18 protein-coding genes, 1 tRNA gene and 2 pseudogenes are annotated in these 21261 nt (G+C 58.3%); 16 read left to right on the top strand and 5 right to left on the bottom strand.

Going from position 1 to position 21261, the window contains the following annotated elements:
* Window positions 1–123: 123 nt before the first annotated feature.
* From A37O_RS0104075 to A37O_RS0104130, 13 genes and pseudogenes are all read left to right on the top strand, one after another.
* Entirely contained in the window at window positions 124–1341 is a 1218-nt protein-coding gene (locus tag A37O_RS0104075) for a L,D-transpeptidase (protein WP_425386894.1), read from the top strand.
* Window positions 1342–1350: 9 nt separating this feature from the next.
* Window positions 1351–2310, top strand: a complete 960-nt coding sequence (locus A37O_RS0104080; RefSeq protein WP_026196133.1) for an MsnO8 family LLM class oxidoreductase — start codon at window positions 1351–1353, stop codon at window positions 2308–2310.
* 123 nt (window positions 2311–2433) lie between these two features.
* Window positions 2434–3702 (top strand): hypothetical protein, encoded by a 1269-nt coding sequence (locus tag A37O_RS0104085; RefSeq protein ID WP_018296225.1) that lies wholly within the window; start codon window positions 2434–2436, stop codon window positions 3700–3702.
* Between the two features lie 253 nt (window positions 3703–3955).
* Entirely contained in the window at window positions 3956–4663 is a 708-nt protein-coding gene (locus A37O_RS0104090) for a TetR/AcrR family transcriptional regulator (RefSeq protein ID WP_018296226.1), read from the top strand.
* Between the two features lie 34 nt (window positions 4664–4697).
* Complete coding sequence (locus tag A37O_RS0104095; RefSeq protein WP_018296227.1) at window positions 4698–5501, top strand: enoyl-CoA hydratase-related protein; 804 nt, start codon at window positions 4698–4700, stop codon at window positions 5499–5501.
* Window positions 5502–5515: 14 nt separating this feature from the next.
* The gene (locus A37O_RS0104100; protein WP_018296228.1) at window positions 5516–6658 is read left to right on the top strand and encodes an acyl-CoA dehydrogenase family protein; all 1143 of its coding nucleotides are present in this window, start codon (window positions 5516–5518) and stop codon (window positions 6656–6658) included.
* A 59-nt stretch (window positions 6659–6717) separates the two neighbouring features.
* Entirely contained in the window at window positions 6718–7482 is a 765-nt protein-coding gene (locus tag A37O_RS0104105) for an SDR family NAD(P)-dependent oxidoreductase (RefSeq protein ID WP_018296229.1), read from the top strand.
* A gap of 55 nt (window positions 7483–7537) precedes the next feature.
* Window positions 7538–9109 (top strand): annotated as a pseudogene (locus A37O_RS16960) (AMP-binding protein); the annotation flags it as partial.
* 174 nt (window positions 9110–9283) lie between these two features.
* Window positions 9284–10456: an acyl-CoA dehydrogenase family protein gene (locus A37O_RS16965; RefSeq protein ID WP_245533788.1), complete on the top strand. Its 1173-nt coding sequence runs from the start codon at window positions 9284–9286 to the stop codon at window positions 10454–10456.
* On the top strand, window positions 10456–11235 hold the full coding sequence (locus A37O_RS0104115; protein WP_018296231.1) for an enoyl-CoA hydratase/isomerase family protein: 780 nt from the start codon (window positions 10456–10458) through the stop codon (window positions 11233–11235). The genes A37O_RS16965 and A37O_RS0104115 overlap by 1 nt, the downstream gene beginning before the upstream one ends.
* Window positions 11236–11242: 7 nt before the next feature.
* Window positions 11243–12103 carry a 3-hydroxyacyl-CoA dehydrogenase family protein gene (locus tag A37O_RS0104120; RefSeq protein ID WP_018296232.1) on the top strand — a complete coding sequence of 287 codons (861 nt, stop codon included), beginning with the start codon at window positions 11243–11245 and terminating at the stop codon, window positions 12101–12103.
* Window positions 12096–13364, top strand: a complete 1269-nt coding sequence (locus A37O_RS0104125) for an acyl-CoA dehydrogenase family protein (protein WP_018296233.1) — start codon at window positions 12096–12098, stop codon at window positions 13362–13364. The genes A37O_RS0104120 and A37O_RS0104125 overlap by 8 nt, the downstream gene beginning before the upstream one ends.
* The gene (locus tag A37O_RS0104130; protein WP_018296234.1) at window positions 13364–14053 is read left to right on the top strand and encodes an SDR family NAD(P)-dependent oxidoreductase; all 690 of its coding nucleotides are present in this window, start codon (window positions 13364–13366) and stop codon (window positions 14051–14053) included. Before A37O_RS0104125 ends, A37O_RS0104130 begins: the two co-directional genes overlap by 1 nt.
* A 10-nt stretch (window positions 14054–14063) precedes the next feature.
* Here A37O_RS0104130 and A37O_RS0104135 read toward each other — a convergent pair whose 3' ends face one another.
* Entirely contained in the window at window positions 14064–15266 is a 1203-nt protein-coding gene (locus A37O_RS0104135; RefSeq protein ID WP_018296235.1) for a thiolase family protein, read from the bottom strand.
* Between the two features lie 264 nt (window positions 15267–15530).
* Between A37O_RS0104135 and A37O_RS0104140 the strand changes: the two genes are divergently transcribed.
* A complete protein-coding gene (locus tag A37O_RS0104140) occupies window positions 15531–16781 on the top strand; it encodes an Nramp family divalent metal transporter (RefSeq protein WP_033377759.1) in 1251 nt (416 codons plus the stop codon).
* Here the strand turns inward: A37O_RS0104140 and A37O_RS0104145 are convergent.
* From A37O_RS0104145 to orn, 4 genes are all read right to left on the bottom strand, one after another.
* Window positions 16776–17456: a metal-dependent transcriptional regulator gene (locus A37O_RS0104145; protein ID WP_018296237.1), complete on the bottom strand. Its 681-nt coding sequence runs from the start codon at window positions 17454–17456 to the stop codon at window positions 16776–16778. The two genes, A37O_RS0104140 and A37O_RS0104145, sit on opposite strands and share 6 nt — an antisense overlap.
* 81 nt (window positions 17457–17537) lie before the next feature.
* On the bottom strand, window positions 17538–18248 hold the full coding sequence (locus A37O_RS14610) for a DedA family protein (RefSeq protein ID WP_018296238.1): 711 nt from the start codon (window positions 18246–18248) through the stop codon (window positions 17538–17540).
* A gap of 265 nt (window positions 18249–18513) precedes the next feature.
* A tRNA-His gene (locus A37O_RS0104155) sits at window positions 18514–18586 on the bottom strand.
* Between the two features lie 49 nt (window positions 18587–18635).
* Window positions 18636–19271, bottom strand: a complete 636-nt coding sequence (gene orn, locus A37O_RS0104160; RefSeq protein ID WP_026196136.1) for an oligoribonuclease — start codon at window positions 19269–19271, stop codon at window positions 18636–18638.
* Window positions 19272–19488: 217 nt separating this feature from the next.
* Here orn and nrdD point away from each other — a divergent pair, with 217 nt between their 5' ends.
* Both nrdD and A37O_RS16405 read left to right on the top strand, forming a co-directional pair.
* Entirely contained in the window at window positions 19489–21045 is a 1557-nt protein-coding gene (gene nrdD, locus A37O_RS14615) for an anaerobic ribonucleoside-triphosphate reductase (protein WP_018296240.1), read from the top strand.
* Window positions 21046–21125: 80 nt separating this feature from the next.
* Window positions 21126–21261: pseudogene (locus A37O_RS16405) on the top strand (IS256 family transposase); the annotation flags it as partial.

Genomic DNA, 21261 nt, shown 5'->3' on the forward strand with positions numbered 1-21261 from the left:
CTATGATACAAAGTGATAACGATGCGCGTTTCCGCTATGCGTTCGCAGTGATCCCACTTAGGCTTGTCATGTTGAGTACCAGTAGCGCTGGTCGATGTGTTGTATGAAGTGGCAAGGGATTTTGTGAAATTTAAAGTCGGTGCGAGAACTCTTCTTGCTGTAGTAACAACCGTGGGGCTTTTTGGTGGGCTCACGGCATGCACAATCGACACGGGAAGTTCGTCGGACGTGTCTCCCGTGGCTGAGGGCGAGGAAGTTTCGGGAGAGAATCCTGAAAGCCCTGAAAGCCAAGCCCCGTCAGTATCCGTGGATGACGGGGCGGTTGACGTCGATCCCTCTGACCCGGTCACGGTGAGCTCGGCAACCGAGCTGAAAGCCGTGGAGATGACCAACCAGTACGGAAAAGTCGTCGAAGCGGAATTTAATGACGATAAGACTGAGTGGACCACGGCTGAGGTGCTGGGTTACAACCGCGAGTACACAATTGAAGCGACCGATGTGCACGGCAATGTCACCACCACGTCTTTCGCCACTCCCACACCAAGTGCGACCACAGGAGTCGCCCTCGGGCCGTTGGCGGAATCGACCGTTGGTGTGGGCCAGGCCATCACCTTCCGTTTCACTACAGCTCCCACGGACAGAAAAGCCGTTGAGGAGTCCATCACGGTGGAGACATCAAACGACACCGAGGGTGGCTTTTATTGGATCGACCCAAATGAACTGCGCTGGCGCCCGGCGGAGTTCTGGGAGCCAGGAACTACGGTCAGCGTAAAAGCCGATCTCTATGGCCTTGATATGGGTGACGGCTTGTACGGCTCGGATGACAATGCCACGAATTTCACTATCGGAAATCGCGTCCGCGGTGTTGTAGATAACGAGACAAAAACCATGAAGCTGTATCGCAATGGTGAGCTCCTGCGCACCATTCCGGTTTCGTTAGGTCGCGACGGTGGCCGCTGGTCTACTCCCAACGGGACTTACGTGATCGGGGACTCCCATGAGTCGCTCGTGATGGACTCGAACACCTTCGGGTACGCACCTGAGGACGGTGGCTATGTCACCCCTGTGAAGTACGCGACCCAAATGTCCTACTCGGGTATATATGTCCACGGCGCACCCTGGGCCGAAAGAGCCTTGGGTAGCTACAATCAATCCCACGGCTGCATCAACATGACAGACGCGGATGCGAAGTGGTTCCAGGAAAACGTCAAGCGTGGCGATCCGATCACCGTGAAGAACACCACGGCAGATACGTTGGCAGGCTGGGACGGTCTCGGTTACTGGAATATTGATTGGGACACGTGGAAGGAAGGAAACGCGGAAACCGGGTCTGCGTATTAGGTGAAGTCAATGCGTTTTTCCATCTTGGACCGTGCACAGACGATTCGCGGGGAATCCGACGCCGATCCGCTGCGCCGAGTCATCGCGCACGCACAACAGGTGGAAGAACTGGGCTTTGAACGTATCCTCGTCGCCGAACATCACGGGGTACCAGGCATCCCTGGATCCGCGCCCACGGTGCTAGCTGCTGCGGTGGCGGCCAACACTTCGTCGATACGCGTCGGTACTGGTGGCATCATGTTGCCCGCACACCAACCGTTGGTAGCGGCTGAGCAGATCGGCGTGCTGGAGGCTCTTTTTCCGGGGCGCATCGATGCCGGAATTGGCAATTCGGTTGGCTTTACCAAGCCAGTACGCGATGCGTTACGCCAAGGTGATCCTGCCGAGCTGAAACAGCAATTCCCCACTGAGCTGCGTGAACTACTCGCGTATTTGCGTGGGGAGGCCGACATTACGGCGCGTCCCGGAAACGCCGGGGCAACGCCGGTGTGGTTGTTGGCGGGATTCAAATCCATTCTTACGGCAGCGGAGCTAGGCATTAACGTGATCGTGGGTGGTCCCAGCCTCTTCGATCGTTCCGAGCCTAAACACCCCTACCTTGAGCGCTACCGCGCGCAGCACCCCTCGGGGCAGGTGATTGTCTCGGCGAATATCGCTGTTGCCGAGTCGGAAGGCAAGGCGCGAGATTTGCTCATGCCGCAGATTGTTGCGGAGGTGTTGTCGCGAAGCACGGGTGCGTTCGAGGCGATGGACCCCGATGCCGCTTCCATGCGGCTCACTGAGAGGCAGCAACAGCGTGTCGACGGAGGACTCGCCATGAGCATCTATGGCACACCAGATTCGGTGCGAGTACAGCTGAAAGAGTTGGAAGCATTTACAGGTGCCAGCGAGTTCCTTGTGACAGGGGCGATGACAGATCTTGACGCGCAAAAACGCAGTGAGAGTTTTCTTGCAGAGATGATGGAATGAAAAGAAGAATTAGGTAAAATAACCCACGATTAATGGGTAATTGCTCGGGCGATAGGCCAACCCGTGGCGCAGTACTGTGGGAAAATCGTTGGATGCAACGAGGCGAGTTGGTAGGGAGATGAGATGAGCAATGGCTCCTTAATTCGGCTTCGGGCAAGCGAGGAAGAGAAAGCAGGACGCCCGTCGCACTTGAGCCTGCGCTACCTGCCCATCCAGCTCGCAGTGCTTGCCGTGATGTTGAATAACTGGGACTTCCCGGCCCTGGGGCTGAACTTTTCGGACCCACTTGTGATCCTAGGCATTGTCAGCCTCCTCTTTCTGCGGCCGAAGCTGCCAGTATCGCACTACCTGATTGTCGTCCTAGTCGGTGCAGTCGTCGGTGCGAATATTGTGGCCGCGTCGGTGATAGACGGTTCCTATTCCATGACAAACGGCAGCCTCTACCTGGGCAAAGTGGTGCTCTACGCCTTGTTTATTCTGATGCTGTACAACTATGTGGTGCAGCGAGGGTTCCTTACAGAGGCGCTACGCATCCTGGTTGCGTGGACGTTAATTGCCTGCGGGATCGGCCTGTACATCACTTTCGTTCTGCAAAGCGGGATTGGGCTGCCCTACGAGTTCTTCTGGGAATTCACAAGAAAAGACCAGGCCAGTTACGACTTCGGTGATTCCTCCGGCATCATCCGAAATCGCAGTATCTTCTCGGAGCCACAACACTTTGGATTTTTCTTGAACACGGTGCTCCTGTTTTGCATGTTCAATAGTGCAAAGATTCGGGTGTCCAATCCGGTTCTCGTGATTATCAGCGTCACAGCCATCACGACACTGTCGTTCTCCACGCTGCCGATCACGGTGGTGTTGATCGCAGCCTATATTTTGCGACGACACAACGTCGCCGGGGCGGTCGTTCTCGGCGTGGGATCGGTTGCGTTAGTTTTGCTTGCGGGCACTGGGCCATTTGCCGAAGCGATCCGGACCACTATTTTCGACCGCTTCGACGCGATTGTCAGCGGCCGCGACGGCTCAGCGGTGTCGAGGCTTTCGGGTAGCTGGGACTATTTCAACCCAGACCATATTCTGACCGGAAACGGTATCGGGTCGACGCCCGATATTTTCAACAACTACGCTTACGCGCTGACTGAACTTGGAATTTTCCCACTCCTGCTTATGGTGCTGCTCTCCGTGATCTTGCTGCGCCGCAACTTGGCGTTGGGGCTGTATTTCATCTTCTTTACGGCAACGAAAGGCGGCTACCTTTCGGCCTATTATTGGGTATTCTTGGCGTTCTTTTTCATCTTTTCCTACACCTACTCCGCAACAACTACTGCCGCATCACGTACTTCTGCGGCAGATCCTGTTAGTAAAAAGAAGAACTTCACTTTGTCGGCGTAATCGGAAAAATCACACTCCGAAAAACCGCCCGGGTCGAGCAGTTTCCAGCTCTTCCGGGCGGTTTTTGCTGTCGCCAATCAGGGCATGTTTCAGGAATCAATTGTGAAGTAGATCAAAGTATCTTCCCAAAAGTGATTGCAAACACATTAGGGGCAGGCTAGTGTCAAACGCAGTGAATGAATGTTCATTCAATTTGAACCAAAGTTCACTTTCCAGGAGTAATCCTCCCGAATCACAGTCTGAAAGGCCCTTCATGGCACCCTCCACTCCCGCACAGCTGGCATCGAAATTAGATGCCGACAAAGAGGCGCGCACCGCTAGACAGGATGTGCGCACCCGGCAAATCCTCGACGCTGCTGCCAAATTGATGCAGCAGAGCGGGTCCCACCAGGTATCCATGAAGGCCATCGCCGACGAGGTGGGAATGTCCGTCGGACTCATCTACCGCTACTACGAAAACAAGGAAGCACTGGTCAAAGCCGTCATCGTTGGAGTGCTCGACGAAATGGCCTACGAGATCCCACGAGCGATCGAACCCGTGCAAGATCCGGTGCGACGCGTCGCCGCGGCCTTTACTGCCTACGCAGAACTGATCCGCGACAACCGCCGTGCCACCCTGTTGACCTACCGCGAGACCTACATCTTGGATCGCGAGGGCCAGGAGCAAGTGAAGTCTCTTGAGATGCAGACCGGGCAGCCAATGCTGCAGGCCACCCAGGCCGCCATTGACGCCGGCCTATTCCGTGAAATGAACGCCCGAGTGTTCTCCTACGACCTGCTCATCATTGCCCAGGCTTGGGCTCTGAAGTACTGGTACTTCTCCGAGCGGATGAGCTTCGAGGAATTCGTCGCAACGCAACTCTCCATCACCCTCGCCGGCGCGATCAAACCGGAACACCGCGAGACCTACGCCGACCTGATCGAACCAGCTGCAGGCCCACACACCACCACCGAAAACTAGCCACAACCCCTCCCCACACCAAGGAACAGTCACCATGAATGCACAGCAGTTTGAAGACATCCTCTACGAGCGTCGCAACGCGGCCGCGATTATTACCATCAACCGCCCGCAACGCTACAACGCCTTCCGCGCGCAGACCGTCGAGGAACTCATCAAGGCCTTCAAAATGGCCTGGGCGGATCACGGTGTGCAAGCCGTTATTCTCACCGGCGCGGGCGAAAAGGCATTCTGCTCCGGCGGCGACGTGAAGCAGCGCGCCGAGACCGGTGACTACGGTCCGAGCGAGTCCGGCCTTTTTGAAATTGGCCTGCTGCACAAGACCATCCGCGATATTCCCAAGCCTGTCATCGCAGCTGTTAACGGCATCGCCATCGGCGGCGGCCACGTGCTCCAGGTGCTGTGTGACCTCACCATTGCTTCCTCCACCGCACGCTTCGGTCAGTCCGGCCCACGCGTGGGATCCTTCGATGCCGGCTTCGGTTCGGCGTACCTCGCGCGCATCGTCGGCGAGAAGCGCGCCCGCGAAATCTGGTACCTCTGCCGCCAGTACGACGCAGAGAAGGCCATGAGCTGGGGTTTGGTCAACGAGATCGTTGAGCCGGACAAGCTTATCGACGAGGCCATGGCCTGGGCCGACGAGATCGCAGAGAAGTCACCCACCGCAATTCGCTTCCTCAAGCAGTCCTTCAACGCGGACACCGACCACCAGGCGGGCCTGTCGAACATGGCGATGTCGGCGCTTGACCTCTACGCAGTATCCGACGAGGGCATGGAAGGCGCCAACGCTTTCGCTGAAAAGCGCGCGCCAGACTTCGCCTCCAAAGTATCCCACCACTAGGAAGGACGAAGAACATGGATTTCTCTATTGACGCGGCAATGCAAAGCTTCATCGACGAAGCCGCCACCTTAAGCGAACAGATCGCTCCTGACCTGCGCAAGCGCGAAGCAGCACGCATGGTGGATCCGGAACTGCGCAAGGAAATGGGTGCCCGTGGCCTGATCGCCCCGGAGCTACCTGTTGAACTCGGTGGTCGCGGCGAGCGCGCCCTGACCTCGGGCATGATAATCGAACAGATTTCCCGCGCAGACATCAACGTCTCCTACGTCCAAGTGGTCGGCTCCTTGGTCGGCCAGGTGCTGGCACGCAACGCGACGCAGTCGGTGGCCGAGAAGTGGGTACCAAAGATCACCAGCGGCGAGGACATTGTCGCGATCGGTCTTTCCGAGCCCGCCGGCGGATCAGATGCAGGTAACCCGCAGATGACTGCCCGCCGTGAAAATGATGGCTGGGTCATCAACGGCACCAAGTCGATGTCCTTTGCCCTGCACGCAGGTGCCACAGTAGTTTTTGCCCGCACCGAAGAAGGCCGACGTGGCCGCGGAATCAGCGCCTTCCTCGTCGAACTCGACCGCGACGGCCTAACCAAGAATGCCACCGACGACATGGGCACCGTGTCTGTTGGTCGTGGCTTCATCGATTTCAAGGATGTCTGGGTTCCAGAGGAGAATCTCCTCGGCGCTGAAGGCCAGGCCTTCACCCAGGTCATGCAGGGATTCGACTTTTCCCGCGCACTCATCGGCCTGCAGGTGATCGGATCGGCACAGGTCACCCTGGATGAGACGTGGGAGTACACCAAGCAACGCAACGCCTTCGACCAACCCATCAGCAAGTTCCAGGGCGTGTCCTTCCCGCTCGCGGAAGCAGACACCATGCTCACCGCGGCCCGCGTGCTCTGCCAGAAAACGTTGTGGCTCAAAGACAACGACCAGCCCCACACCAAGGAAGCCGCCATGTGTAAGTGGTGGGCACCAAAGGTGGCCTACGACGTGATCAACCAATGCCTGCTCTCTCACGGACAGTTCGGCTACCTACGCGATTACCCAATTGAGCAGCGCATGCGCGACGTCTACGGACTGCAGATCGGCGACGGTACCGCTCAGATCATGAAGCTGATCATCGCGCGGCAAAACCTCGGCCGCGAATTCGCGCCATAAATCCTCCACGCATTCACATCACCAGCATGCACACACTCACATACCGCTAGGAGCACACAATGAGCAACGCAACCGAAACCACTGACCTCACCGGCAAGATCTGCATCGTCACCGGCGCCGCCCAAGGCATCGGCAAGGGTATTGCCACCCGCCTCGCTAACGACGGCGCCACCGTCGTCGTCGCCGACCTCAACGCAGAAGCCGCATCCGCAACCGCCACCGAGCTCGGCAACAATTCGATCGGTGTCACTGTGGACGTGACCAACCGCGCCGCCATCGATGCCATGGTTACAGAGACCGTGGACAAGTTCGGCCGCATCGACGTCCTGGTCAACAACGCAGGCTGGGATAAGGTCGGTCCCTTCCTCGACAACGATCCCGAGATCTGGGACCGCATCATCAACATCAATCTCTACGGCACACTGCACTGCTCCCAGGCAGTTGCTCGCCAGATGGTCGAGCAGGGCGGCGGCACCATTATCAACATTGGTTCCGATGCCGCTCGCGTCGGCTCCTCCGGTGAAGCCGTGTACTCCGCATGCAAGGGCGGTGTCGTGGCTTTTACGAAGACGCTGGCCCGTGAGGTAGCCCGTTACGGAGTCACCGCAAATGCCGTGTGCCCAGGACCTTCGGATACCCCGCTTTTCGCCCAGATTTCCGAAGAAAACCCGAAACTGCGCGCTGCCCTTGAGAAGTCCATCCCACTGCGTCGCCTAGCCCAGCCTGAAGACCTAGCTAATGCAGTTTCCTTCTTTGCTAACCCCAACACCTCCTACGTCACCGGCCAGACGCTTTCCGTCTCCGGCGGCTTGACCATGATCTAGCTTCACCTTCGCAGGTTTTTGAAAGGACTTTTAGGAAATGCGCTCTTACTTTGACATGTTGCTTACCCAGGATGAGATCCAGCACAACACCGAAGCTGGTTTCTGGAAGAACCGCCTGCTCATCGACTACCTCGACGAGGCAGTAGCCGCAACCCCCGACAAGCTGTGCACCGTCGAGCGAAACAATCGCCAGCCCTACAGCCAGCTCGCAGAGGACGTCGACATCGTTGCTCACGCCCTGCTCGAAATTGGTGTTGAGCCCAAGGACGTCGTGGGCATTCAGCTTCCCAACTGGTACGAGTGGCTGGTCATCCACCTTGCCACCATCCGCGTCGGCGCAGTAACGAACCCACTGATTCCGATTTACCGCGACCGCGAAATCGGCCACATGGCCAAGACCGCCAAGGTCACCGTCCTGTTCATCCCGGAGACCTTCCGACGCTTCAACTACATGGACATGGTGGATCGGCTTCGCGACGACCTCCCGGACCTGAAAAAGACCATCGTTGTGCGCGGACAGGAACAGCGCAAGGGCTTCGAACTCTTCGAAGACTTCCAAGAGATCGGGCGCATTCGTCGTGAAGAAAAGCCTGCAGACTTCAGCCCCCTGCGACCTGATCCCAACGACCTCGCCCTGATCATGTTCACCTCCGGTACCACGGGCAAGCCGAAGGGTGTCATGCATACGCACAACACCGTGCTCGCGGGTGCGCTGCCATGGCCGGACAAGATGGGCCTGAATAGCGATTCCGTGATCCACATGGCCTCGACCTTTGGCCACCTCACTGGTTACCTCTATGGTGTGAGCCTGCCGCTGATGTTGGGTGCCACCGGCGTCTTCCAGGACATCTGGGACGTGGACTACTTCGTCTACCTCGTAGAGAAGTACGGCATCAACCACACGTCCGGCGCGGCGCCATTCCTGCATGACCTGCTGCACGCAGAGAACCTAGACCACTATGATCTGTCCAGCCTGAAGAACTTCTGCTGTATGGGCGCACCGATTCCGCGCAGCTTTGTCACCGATGCAAAAGAGCGCCTCCCACAGATGAGCGTGTTTGGTGGATGGGGCATGACCGAGTGCTGCCTGTCCACCATGGGCCACCCAGACTACCCGCAAGAAAAGATCATCACCACTGACGGCAAGCCACTGCGAGGCATGGAGATCCGCGTTGTAGACGGCGCGGGCAACGAGGTTCCTGCAGGTACTGAGGGCAACCTTCAAGTCAAGGGCTCCATGCTGTTCCGCGGCTACCTGAATATGCTGGATAAGACTCTTGAGGAGTTCGACGGAGACTGGTTTGTCACCGGTGACCTCGCAGTGATCGATGAGGACGGATTCGTTTCTCTGTCGGGTCGCTCCAAGGACGTGATAATTCGCGGTGGCGAAAATGTGCCCGTGGCGGATCTGGAAAACGCACTGGTGCAGCACCCGGACGTTGCCGATGTTGCCGTCGTGGGTATGCCACATGATCGCCTCCAAGAGATCGCGGCCGCAGTCGTTGTCATGGAACACGGTCGCGCGCCACTGACCATGGAGCAGATGAAGGCCCACCTGGAAACCACCAACATTGCCAAGCCTTATTGGCCCGAGTACCTCGAGGTCTCCGACGCTTTGCCGCGCACGCCTTCCGGCAAGCCACAGAAGTTCAAGCTGCGCGAGCACCTGGCGGAGGTGGCTGAGCAGCTGAAGCAGGAGAAGGAGTCCGGCGCTAACGCCGTGACCCCGGGGCAGGTTATCGCTCCACCTGCGCTGACGAACCGAAATGGTTCTTGGTGGGGTCCGGTGGATACCACCCAGATGGATAGTTTGTTCTCTGTGGAGGAGAAGTCCATTGCTCTCAAGGTCCGTAGCTTCGTGGACCGGGAGATCCGCCCAAACATTGCGCAGTGGTACAACGACGCGCACTTCCCACGCGAAATCATCCCGGAGCTGGGTAAGCTCGGCGTGCTGGGCATGCACCTGAAGGGCTTTGATTGCCCAGGACGCTCAGCAGTGGAATACGGCCTGGCTGCTCAGGAACTCGAGGCCGGCGACTCGGGCTTGCGCACCTTCGTCTCCGTGCAGGGCTCGCTTGCGATGAGCGCGATTCATAAGCACGGCTCACTTGATCAGCGCCTGGAGTGGCTGCCAAAGATGGCCAAGGGAGAAGCCATTGGTTGCTTCGGCCTTACCGAACCGACCGCGGGCTCCGACCCTGCCTCGATGCGCACCGTGGCAAAGCAAGAGGCGGGCGGCGACTGGGTCATCAACGGCTCCAAGCGCTGGATCGGCCTGGCAAATATTGCCGACGTAGCCATCATCTGGGCCCAGACCGGCGAGATCGGCGACGGCCGCGGCGTGCGCGGCTTCGTGGTTCCTACCAACACACCAGGCTTCTCCGCCGAGGTCATCGAGCCGAAGCTGTCCATGCGCGCCTCAATCCAGTGCGAAATCCATCTGGATAACGTGCGCCTGCCGTCCACGGCGATGCTGCCGCTGGATTCCGCAGTTGGCCTGCGCGGCCCGTTCTCCTGCCTGAATGAAGCGCGTTACGGCATCATCTGGGGTGTCATGGGCGCAGCCCGCGATTCCTTCAACGCCGCACTGGAATACGGCAACTACCGCACGCAGTTCGGTACCTCCCTCAACCACTTCCAGCTGCACCAGGCCAAGTTGGCGGACATGGCCGTGGCCATCAACAAGGGCTACCACCTGGCACACCACATCGGTCGGAAGAAGGACACCACCGGGATCACCCCGGAGATGATCTCCACCGGCAAGCTGGATAACACCCGCGTGGCCATCGGGATTGCCCGCGACGCCCGCGCCATGCTCGGCGGAAACGGCATCTCGCTGGACTACTCGCCGCTGCGCCACGCCAACAACCTGGAATCGGTACGCACCTACGAGGGCACCGACGAAGTCCACCAGCTCACCCTCGGTCGCTTCATCACCGGTGTCGGAGCATTCAGCGCCGCAGGAGGCAACTAATGAGCGAGTTCGATACCATCGTTGCTGAGGTTGAGGGCCAGATCGGCACCATCACCATCAACCGCCCAGACAAGCGCAACGCACTGTCGAAGACGGTGCTCTCCGAAGTTCGCCAGGTGCTCGACACATGGCGCGATGATCCAGAAGTCGGAGCAATTGTGTTCACCGGGGCAGGGGAGAAGGCCTTCGTCGCGGGCGCCGACATCTCCCAGTTGGCACACTACGACCTGCCGTACGGCCTCAGCGCCACGATGCAAAAGCTTTACGACGAGATAGAGGCCTACCCCAAACCCACACTCGCTGCGCTCAACGGCGTAGCCATGGGTGGTGGCCTTGAGCTGGCCATGAGCTGCGATATCCGCATCGCCTCCGACAACACCAAGGTCGGGCTCCCCGAAACCACTCTCGGAGTTCTACCCGGTGCCGGCGGCACCCAGCGACTTTCTCGTCTCGTGGGCAAGGGACGCGCCGTGGAAATGATCCTGACCAGCCGCATCCTTAGCGCTACAGAGGCGCTGGACTATGGCCTTGTTACCGGGATCTACTCGCAAGAGGAGCTGCTTGGTGGGGCGCGGGACATCGTCGAGAAGATCTTGAGCAAGGGACCGTTGGCGATTCAGTTGGCAAAGCTTGTGATTACCAACGGTGCGGAAACGGACCAGCGCACGGGCCTGCTCTTGGAGCGCCTGGCGCAGACGCTGCTGTACACCACCGATGACAAGGCGGAAGGCGCGGACGCATTCTTATCCAAGCGCACTCCGCAGTTCCAAGGAAAGTGATTGAGAAATGGCAGAAGTAAAAAAGATCGCGGTGATCGGCTCTGGTGTGATGGGACGCCAGATCGGCATGGTTGCGGCCGTCGGCGGATTTGAGTCTGTGGTGCAGGACATCTCTGCAGATGCGGTGGCCCAGGCCGAGCAGGATATGCGCACGTGGCTGGATGGTCGCGTGACCAAGGGCCGGATGACCAGCGAGGAGGCCGAGGCAGTCTGGTCGCGGATTAGGTTCACCACGGATCTGCCTACCGCTGTTGGTGATGCGGACCTGGTCATCGAGGCGGCAACCGAGAAACTGGATGTGAAGCGATCGATCTTCGCGCAGATCGATGAGCTGGCACCCGCGCACGCAATTTTGACCACGAACTCATCGACATATGGCTCTTCCTTCGTAGCGGACGCAACCAAGCGTCCGGAGCAGGTGTGCAACATGCACTTCTTCAACCCGGCGCTGGTGATGAAGGCTGTCGAGGTGGTGCGCCACGAAAAGACTTCCGACGAGACGATCGAGACCGTGATGGCAGTGGCCAAGCAGATGGGTAAGGACCCCGTGCTGCTGAATAAGGAGATCCCGGGATTTGTGGCCAACCGCCTCATGGGCGCGATCCGCACTGAGGCAATCAACTTGTATGAGCAGGGCATCGCCTCGGTGGAGGACATCGATACCGCGGCGAAGTCGGCGCTGGGCCACCCGATGGGTCCGTTTGAGCTGATGGATCTGGTGGGCATCGACGTGACCTATCTGATTCGCCAGGCTACCTACGAGGTCACAGGCGATGAATCCGAGAAGCCACACCCACTGATCACCGAGAAGTACGAGGCCGGCGAGTTCGGCCGCAAGAGCGGAAAGGGCTGGTACGACTATGCCTGAGCAGCCAATTGACTGGAAGCAAGACACTGCGGATTACTTGGATGAGCTCCGCGACGGACTGACCACGGCCCGCGGCACCGACTTCTATCTCCTGGAGCAGGACCTGCCCGAGGATGTGGTGCAGGTGCGGGATCGCGTACGGGAGTTCGTCGATAAGCAAGTGCTCCCTGTCATCGATGGATACTGGGAGCGCGCCGAATTCCCCTATGAGTTACTCGAGGGATTGGCGGCAACCGGTATCGTGGGCGCGCCGATTTCGGGGTACGGCTGCCCGGGCCTGTCGCGCCTGGCGCAGGGTGTGGCGATTCAGGAGCTCTCGCGCGGCGATGGCTCGATAAATACCTTCCTGGGTGTGCAGGCGAATCTGGCCATGGGCACGATCAACATGCTCGGCTCCGAGGAGCAGAAGCAGCGTTGGCTGCCTGAGATGGCGCAGCTGAAGAAGATTGGTTGTTTTGCGCTGACGGAGCCTCGCCACGGGTCGGACTCGGTGAACCTGGATACCAGTGCGCGCCGGGAAGGCGACGAGTGGGTGATCACCGGGGCCAAGCGCTGGATCGGCAACGGTTCGATGTCGCACAATGTCATCGTGTTTGCTCGCGACGAGGCGGACGGCAACGTCAAGGCCTTCGTGATGGAGCGCGAGGACCCCCGCGACCCGGACAATCGCCCTGAGGGTTTCAGCTACGAGGTGATCACGAAGAAGGCCGGTAAACGCGCGATCCTGCAGGCCAACATGTTTTTTAAGGACGTGCGCGTGCCCGAGGCGAACAGGCTGACGGGGTGCAATAGCTTCAAGGATGTGTCCCGCGTGCTGGCCACCACGCGCGGCGGCGCGTCGTGGGAGGCACTCGGGCATGCGATTGCGTGTTTCGAGGCGGCGACTACCTACGCCGCGAATCGCGATCAGTTCGGTCGGCCGATCGGCGCGACGCAGTTGGTACAAAATACCTTGGCGTCGATGGCAGCAGATGTCACCTCGATTCAACTGATGTGCCACCGCATGGCCGAGCTCCAACAAGACGGCACCTGGTCGGGCACCATGGCCTCGATTGCCAAGATGCACTCCGCCGATCGCGCCCGCGAGGTAGCCCGCAAGGCCCGTGACCTGCTCGGTGGCAACGGCTTGCTGCTTGATTTCCATGTTGTGCGGCATATGACAGACATGGAAGTCGTGCACACCTACGAGGGCACGGAGTTCATCCAGTCGCTTTTGATTGGGCGGAAAATTACCACTCACAACGCAATGGCGGGAGCATAATGCACGCGGTGATCGCAGGCACGGGAGGTATCGGTACGGCGGTGGCACGCAGATTGCTTCGCGACGACGCCACTGTGACAACCACCTACCACCGCAACAAGCCAGACGAATTCGATTCCGTCCAGCTCGATGCCACTTCTGCCTCTGAGGTGGAGCGTGCCTTTGGGGAGATTGGTCCGTTCGATACTTTGGTGGTCACCACCGGGCATCGCCATGACCTAGATTTCTTTGCCCGGCAGTCGCCACAGCTGTCCGAGGAGATCATTCGCACCGAGCTGGTCGGCCCGATGAACCTCGTGCGCGGTGCGCTGAAAGTATTCGGGGAATATGGCCGGATTGTCATCATCGGCTCGGATTCCGGCAAGGCAGGCACCCTTGGCGATGCCGCAAGTTCCGCCGCCCGCGCCGGGCTGATGGGCTTCGTGCGCTCCATCGCCAGGGAGACCGCGCGCAATGACATCACCATCAACATTATCAGTCCGGGTCCGACCGACACCGATTTGCTTGCCGGCATGCTTGAGGGTGAAGGCTTGACGGCCAAAGTGATGGGTGGCACCGTGCGCGCCATTCCGAAGGGGCGTACCGCAACACCCGAGGAGATCGCGGAGGCTGTGGCCTATTTCGTAGGCCCGCACTCCGGGTTCACTACAGGCCAAGTGCTTTCCGTTTCCGGTGGCCTGACCATGTAGTTACTTCCGGTTAGGCCTTTTCAAGCAATAGCGCGGTGCCTTGGCCGACACCGACGCACATGGTGGCCAGCCCGCGCTGCAAGTCGCCCTGGTCCATGCGGTTGAGCAAGGTAACTGTGATGCGGGCTCCCGAGGATCCCAGCGGATGCCCGAGCGCAATTGCGCCTCCCCAGGTGTTCACGATCTCTGGGTTTACACCCATTTCATTCATGCACGCCAAGGACTGGGAAGCGAAGGCCTCGTTGAGTTCCACCGCATCGAGATCATCGATGCTCCAGCCTGCGCGACCCAGTGCCTTGCGGCTGGCTTCGACAGGGCCCATGCCCATAATCGAGGGATGCAGCCCGGTTTGCGTACTGGCAACTACTTTGGCACGCGTCTTCAGGCCATATTTTTCGATGGCTTCTTCAGAGGCGACGATGACCGCCGAGGCCCCGTCGTTAAGCGCCGATGAATTGCCTGCCGTGACTACCTCTTCGACGACGGGGCGCAGCTTTGCCAGGCCTTCTAATGTGGTGCCAGGGCGCGGGCCTTCATCTGTGGTGACCAAAGTGACGTTGCCCTTGCGGTCCTTGACCTCGACGGGAACGATCTCCGCGTCGAAGTGGCCGGCCTCGATGGCAGCCGATGCCTTGGCCTGGGAAGCGACGGCGAACTCGTCAGCCTGCGCGCGAGTGATGCCAAATTGGCGCGCAACCTCCTCGGCGGTCTCGGGCATGCTCAACGTGATGTTGCCTTGTTTGGCGAAAATCGGGTTGACGAAGCGCCAGCCGATCGAGGTGTCAAAGGATTCGCCCGGCTTTGCAAAGGCGGTTTTTGGCTTTTCGACGACCCACGGCGCGCGCGACATGGACTCCACGCCACCGGCGACGATGATGTCGGCCTGACCGCTTTTGACCATTGCCGCAGCCACGGAAATTGCGGACATACCGGAAGCACAGAGCCGGTTGACCGTCATACCAGGCACGGTGTCGGGGAAGCCCGCGAGCAGCCAGGCCATGCGCGCGACATTACGGTTTTCCTCGCCAGCACCGTTGGCGTTGCCGAGAATAACTTCGTCGACCACCGCGGGATCGATGCCAGCATCCTGGACAACCGTTTTGATGGCAAGTGCGGCGAGGTCGTCTGGGCGAACGGAGGAGAGTGCGCCACCGTACCTTCCGACGGGAGTGCGGGCACCGGAGACGAGGAATGCATCCTTGAGTTGCGACATTGTGAGGAGTCCTTCGAAGGGTTCAAAAAGTGAATGGGCGTTCAATCTGACTCTAATTGTGACACACATTACCTTTCAATGGGAAAGGATTGAAAGTTCTTACTCATAATTTTGGCTCGAGGTGGCTTGGGGCGGGGTGTGGCGGGGCGCACCTTCCGGCAATTTCTTGACTCGGATGCGGCTATCGGGTGTAGAGTTCGGTTCAACGAACAATAGTTATTAGACTTTGCGAAATTTGTGAATGTGAGTTCCATTAAGGAGGGGATGAGATTGAGCGCAACCGTGGCCAAAACAGGGGAACCTGTAAAAAGGCGAAGTAAGTGGCTCATCGGGCCGGCTCTTGTTGCGGGTGTGGCCTATCTTGATCCGGGAAATGTCGCCGTCAACATGTCGGCCGGCGCAGAATATGGCTACTTATTGGTGTGGGTATTGGTCGCTGCGAATGCTGCTGCCTGGTTAGTCCAGTATCTTTCGGCGAAGCTCGGACTCGCCACCGGTGAGAGCATGTCGGAAATCCTTGGTAAGAGGATCAAGAATCGTACGGGGCGCGTCCTCTACGGTGCCCAGGCGCAATTCATTGCCATCGCGACGGACGTAGCGGAGGTGATTGGCGGGGCTGTCGCGCTCAATATTATGTTCAACGTGCCGCTCGTGGCCGGCGCGATTATCACGGGCGTGATCTCAACGATCTTGTTGCAGGTTCAGTCCAAATTTGGCGCGAAGCACTTTGAATTCGTGATCCTCGCCTTCATTCTCATTATCATGGCAGGCTTTTTCTACAGTCTTATCCTTGCCCCACCGGATCCAGGAGAAGCGGTCAAGGGATTGGTTCCGCGCTTTGAAGGCTCCGGGTCGGTGGTGCTCGCCGCCAGTATCTTAGGTGCCACGGTGATGCCGCACGCGATTTATGCGCACTCCTCGCTGGTGCGTGACCGATTTGGAAGCGACCGCAGCAATTCGCTGAACAGCCTGATCAAAGCAACAAAAGTAGATGTCACAATCGCGATGGCGATTGCGGGATCAGTCAACCTGGCGATGCTGCTTGTTGCGGCCACGGTCCTGCCAGGTGTTCCGGGAACCGACACCTTGGAGGGTGCGCACGCTGCCATTGCCAACGCTTTGGGCGATACGGCGGGATTCATGTTCGCTCTCGCACTGCTGGCATCGGGGCTCGCCTCCACCGCGGTGGGCAGCTATGCAGGCGGAGACATCATGGGCGGGCTACTGCACTCCAAGTTGTCGCCCTTTTGGCGTCGGATTCTCACCGTTGTCCCCGCGATTGTCGTTCTTGCCATCGGAGTTGAGCCGACGGCTGCATTGGTGACCAGTCAGGTGATTTTGTCCTTCGGAATTTCCTTTGCCATCATTCCGCTGATCTGGCTGACCTCGCAGAAATCAGTCATGGGAGTGGCGGTCAATAAATCCTGGACCACGGCACTGGGATGGCTGGTGACGGCGCTCATTGTCGCGCTCAATATCGCCATTATTGTGTTTGAGTTCTGGCCAACCTCATAGGTTCAGTTCGCTGACCCTGACAAAACTCGCAGCCGCACGGCCCAGGGTGAGTGGCTCGGCGTGGCCGTCGGCGATCAGAGTAATGGTGTCTGAATAGGGTGCGGAGGGCTGTACGGTGACGGTTTTTTGGCACTGCACGCCGTGGTCAAAGATGTACTGGAGCAGCTCGGGGTCGTCGTCGGAGACGCGCTCCACACGAACTGTGCGACCTGGTTCGACCTCGTTGAGCAAGATCGTCTCAGGGAATTCGATTATCCCATCTGCCGATGGAATCGGATCGCCATGCGGGTCGCGCTTTGGATATTCCAGCAGCGCATCAAGTCGCTCAATCATGAAATCGGAAGCGGCGTGCTCAAGGGATTCCGCCTCGTCGTGGACTTGGTCCCAGCCGTAGCCAAGAACATCCACAAGAAATGTTTCTATCAGGCGGTGCCTGCGCACCATGGCAATCGCATACTGCTTGCCTTCCTCGGTAAGCGTGATCGCGCCGTAGCGCTCGTGGTTTAGCAGGCCAAGGTCGGTGAGTTTCTTAATCGCGTCCGAGGCGGTGGAGAGTCTAACTCCCACCCGCGCCGCTACCGCAGACGTGGTCACTGGGTCTTCGGACCATTCACCAAGGCCAAACACTGCCTTGAGATAGTCCTGATTGCTTTCCGACAGCTCCATCACCGACATGCTCGCATCCTATCAAACTTAGAACTTTGCTCCTTCGGAGTTCAATGTTCGAACGCAGGCTTCGTCGTTAAGCGAACGAAGCTATGCGGCTGCCTGCGGTTCGGTCTCGACGATGACCTTGCCACTAGGATTTCGCTTTGCGACGAGACTGCGTGCCACCCCGATGAGCGCGGGAATGACGGAGATGAAGACGATGAGCAGGAAGATCGGTTCGATATTGTTCCGCACGAAATCAAACTGGCCGAGGAGAGCGCCGAGGGCAACGACGCCGGAGCCCCACAGGATGCCGCCGATGATGTTGAAGGGGAGGAAGGTGCGGTAGCGCATGCCTGCCATGCCGGCGACGAGTGGAGCGTAGGTGCGAACGATGGGGACGAAGCGGCACAAGATGATGGTCATTGGTCCGTATTTCTCGAAGAACTGCTCGGTGCGCAGTAGGTAGGCGCGCTTGAAGATGCGCCCGTCGGGGCGCTTTTCAAGGTATGGATGGAACTTTTTGCCGAGCCAATAGCCGACTTGGTCGCCAAGAATTGCGGCGATGGGGACAAGCACGAGAACTAGCCAGAGCGGTGCGAATCCGTCGGGCTGATTCGCGAGCAAACCGCCAGTGAACAGCAGGGAGTCGCCGGGCAGTAGCGGAAAGAGAAGCCCGGATTCGATGAACACGATAGCCAGCATCGCTGGCAAGATGAATGCCCCGAATGGACCGGAGGCGGAGAGGAGATGCATCGGGTCCATTAATGAGCCACCGAGGGCCATTTGGTGCACCGAATCTGCAAGCAGGAAGTTCATGACCGGAAACGCTACTCCTGCGCTTGCTTGTATCACTAGCTAGATTTCGGCTTTCCAGGAAACGTACAGCAAACCGGTGGCGGGCTGAAAACCTCGTAGGCATGCTGGTATCGACCATGTTGTTTTCGGGGCGAGAAAAGTTGGCATTTCCGCAGGCCATTTAGTGATGTATCAGATAAATTTCCAACGTGGTCGATAATGGGGCGCATACCTAAATGCAGAAAACCCCTGGCCTTGAAATTCAGGGCCAGGGGCATCAATTCGGGGTGGCTGACGGGGCTCGAACCCGCGACACCCAGGATCACAACCTGGTGCTCTACCAGCTGAACTACAGCCACCATCGCTGTGTTTCAACAGCGCGATTAACATTAGTGCAAGACTGAAGAATTACAAAAACCGCTGGTAGGCGGCCTCCGCCTCACGTTTCGACTGGGTTGCCTCCGAGGAGTTTGGTCCAGGCTGTTCGACGAAAACGGCGCGACGGTAGTAGTTGAGCTCGCGAATGGATTCCACAATGTCGGCCAGCGCACGGTGTGCCAGACCCTTATCCGGCTGGTTGAAGTACACCTTCGGGAACCAGCGACGCGTCAGCTCCTTGATGGAGGAAACGTCGACCATTCTGTAATGTAGCGCCGCATCTAACTTCGGCATTTGCTCACGCAGGAACGCCCGGTCAGTCGCGATGGAGTTTCCGGCTAGCGGTGCGGGGTGCTCTGGGTCGCAATGCTTTTCGACGAGGGCGAGTACCGCCTCTTCTGCCTCGGCCATAGTGACCGTGGATTCGCGGATTTGCGCCGTGAGCCCGTTCTCGTTGTGCATGTTCGCCACGAAGTCATCCATCTCGGACAGTTCCTCTTCGGTGGCGTGGACGACGAGATCAACACCTTCGTCAAGAATGTTGAGATTTGCATCGGTGATTAGTGCCGCGATCTCCACGATGACGTGACGCTTGACGTCGAGCCCGGTCATTTCCAGGTCGATCCACACGAGGCGGTCGTTCTTTGCAGGTACTGCTTCACTCATGAGATTTAGCGTAGTCGGAGCGGGGAGATCGAGCCGAAAGAGGGGTAGGAACACAAGATGTGGATAGGGAAGTGAAAAACAACACAATATGTTCCATGTCAATCTCATTTAAAGAGACAATAGAACTAATAAGGTGCTACGAGAAGAGTTATTTACATCCATGTAATTCCCGCACCTTACGAACCACCCTGGGTCGGGAAATCGAGGAGAGTTTTCCGTGCCTAGGTTTACAAAAGTTAAAAAGCGCGACGGCCGCATTGTCGCGTTTCGCCCATCCAACATCAAAAACGTGGTTGCGAGCGTGACAAGAGATACAAAGGAGATCGCCGCGTCAGTTGCGCGGCATGTTGAGGGCAAGGAACTGGTGAGCGCACAAGAGATAACTGCGCTGCTCGAGGAAGAACTCGAAGACGAGCCGGGAGCGGTCAAGGCGATGCGTATATTCGCGCAGGCCCAGCGGGAAAAATTTGCCCAGTCAACCGATGAGCGCGCGCAGCTCGCCCATGTCGGGGAAGCGAAGGTGCGCAACGAAAATGGAAACAAGGATTCTCGCACCTTCATCGTTCAACGTGATCTGGTCGCAGGCACTATTACGAAAGCAAAGGGCCTGGCCATGTTTCCCGAAGGTGTCCGCGCGGCCCATGTCAAAGGGCTCATCCACATCCATGACCTGGATCGCTCGCCGTACCAGAGCATGCCGAATTGCTCGCTGCCGGACTTCGAATTCTTGCTAGAAAACGGATTTACTCTGGGCAACGCCCGGATCGAATCTCCACAATCCATTGGTGTGGCCGCCACGCTCATCGTCCAGCTCCTCGGTGCGATCAGTGGGGAGCAATACGGCGGGATCTCCGTTCACGAAATCGACCGTTTGCTCGAGCCCTATGCGGCAAAGACACACGAGAAGAACCGCGCGCTTTTCCGAGAGGTCACCGACGAGTTCGAAGCACCCGCACGCAAAAAGACGAAAAAGGATATCTACGATGCAATGCAGACCTTTGAGTACCAGGTCAACACACTGACTACCTCGGCGGCGCAGACCCCATTTACCTCGATCTCTTTTGGCCAGACCACCAGCTGGCTGGGCAGAGAAATCCAAAAATCGATCTTAAACATCCGCGAAAAGGGCATGAGTGGAGAGACTGCGATCTTCCCCAAACTGCTTTTCTTTGTCGACGAGGGCATTAACAAGAACCCGGAGGATCCGAATTACGACATCAAACAGCTAGCCATGCGCTGCTCACGCAAGCGGATCTACCCCGACATGATCGCAGCTCCGCGGATCCGCGAAATCAAGGAGGGCCAACTCATCACACCGATGGGGTGCCGCAGCTTCCTGCATCCGTGGCGCAACGAAAATGGGCACAATCAGCTCGCAGGACGCAATAACCTGGGAGTGGTCTCACTCAACCTGCCCCATCTGGCGCTTCAGGCCGAGAAAGACCAGGCAGCCTTCTTTAAGCTACTCGACGAAACGATGGACCTCGTACTCCAAGCACTCAAAATCCGCGAAGATGGAATCCTCGCAGGCGACCTCGCCGCAGCGCCAATCATGTACACCCAGGGCGGTCTTGGTAATCCAGCAGGAAAAACCACCGTGCGAGACTTTTATACGGGGGAGCGGGAGAAGGCCTCGTCGATAAGCGTGGGTTATATCGGCGTGCACAACGCAATGGTTGCGCTGACGGGCAACATTCATTGGCACGACGACGCACAATCTCGCAAGCTTTCGCGGTTGCGTCCAATAGTGTGGTGTACAGCTACCGCCTGGTGAACCCCCCCTGCCGACCAGCAAGGAGACCACCGCGGTACCTTTCGACTCAGCTCCTACACATCCTCGAAAGGACACCAACGATGGCCTCCGCGCCCAATCATATCGACCCCACCGGATACCTCGACGACCTGCTGGCCCAAGCCTCACCCGATCTGATGCGCCAGATGCTCCAGGACACCATCAACCTCCTGCTGTCCGCCCAAGCCGACCAGGTCT

Source organism: Corynebacterium lubricantis DSM 45231 (genome assembly GCF_000379425.1).
Classification (GTDB): Bacteria; Actinomycetota; Actinomycetes; order Mycobacteriales; family Mycobacteriaceae; genus Corynebacterium; species Corynebacterium lubricantis.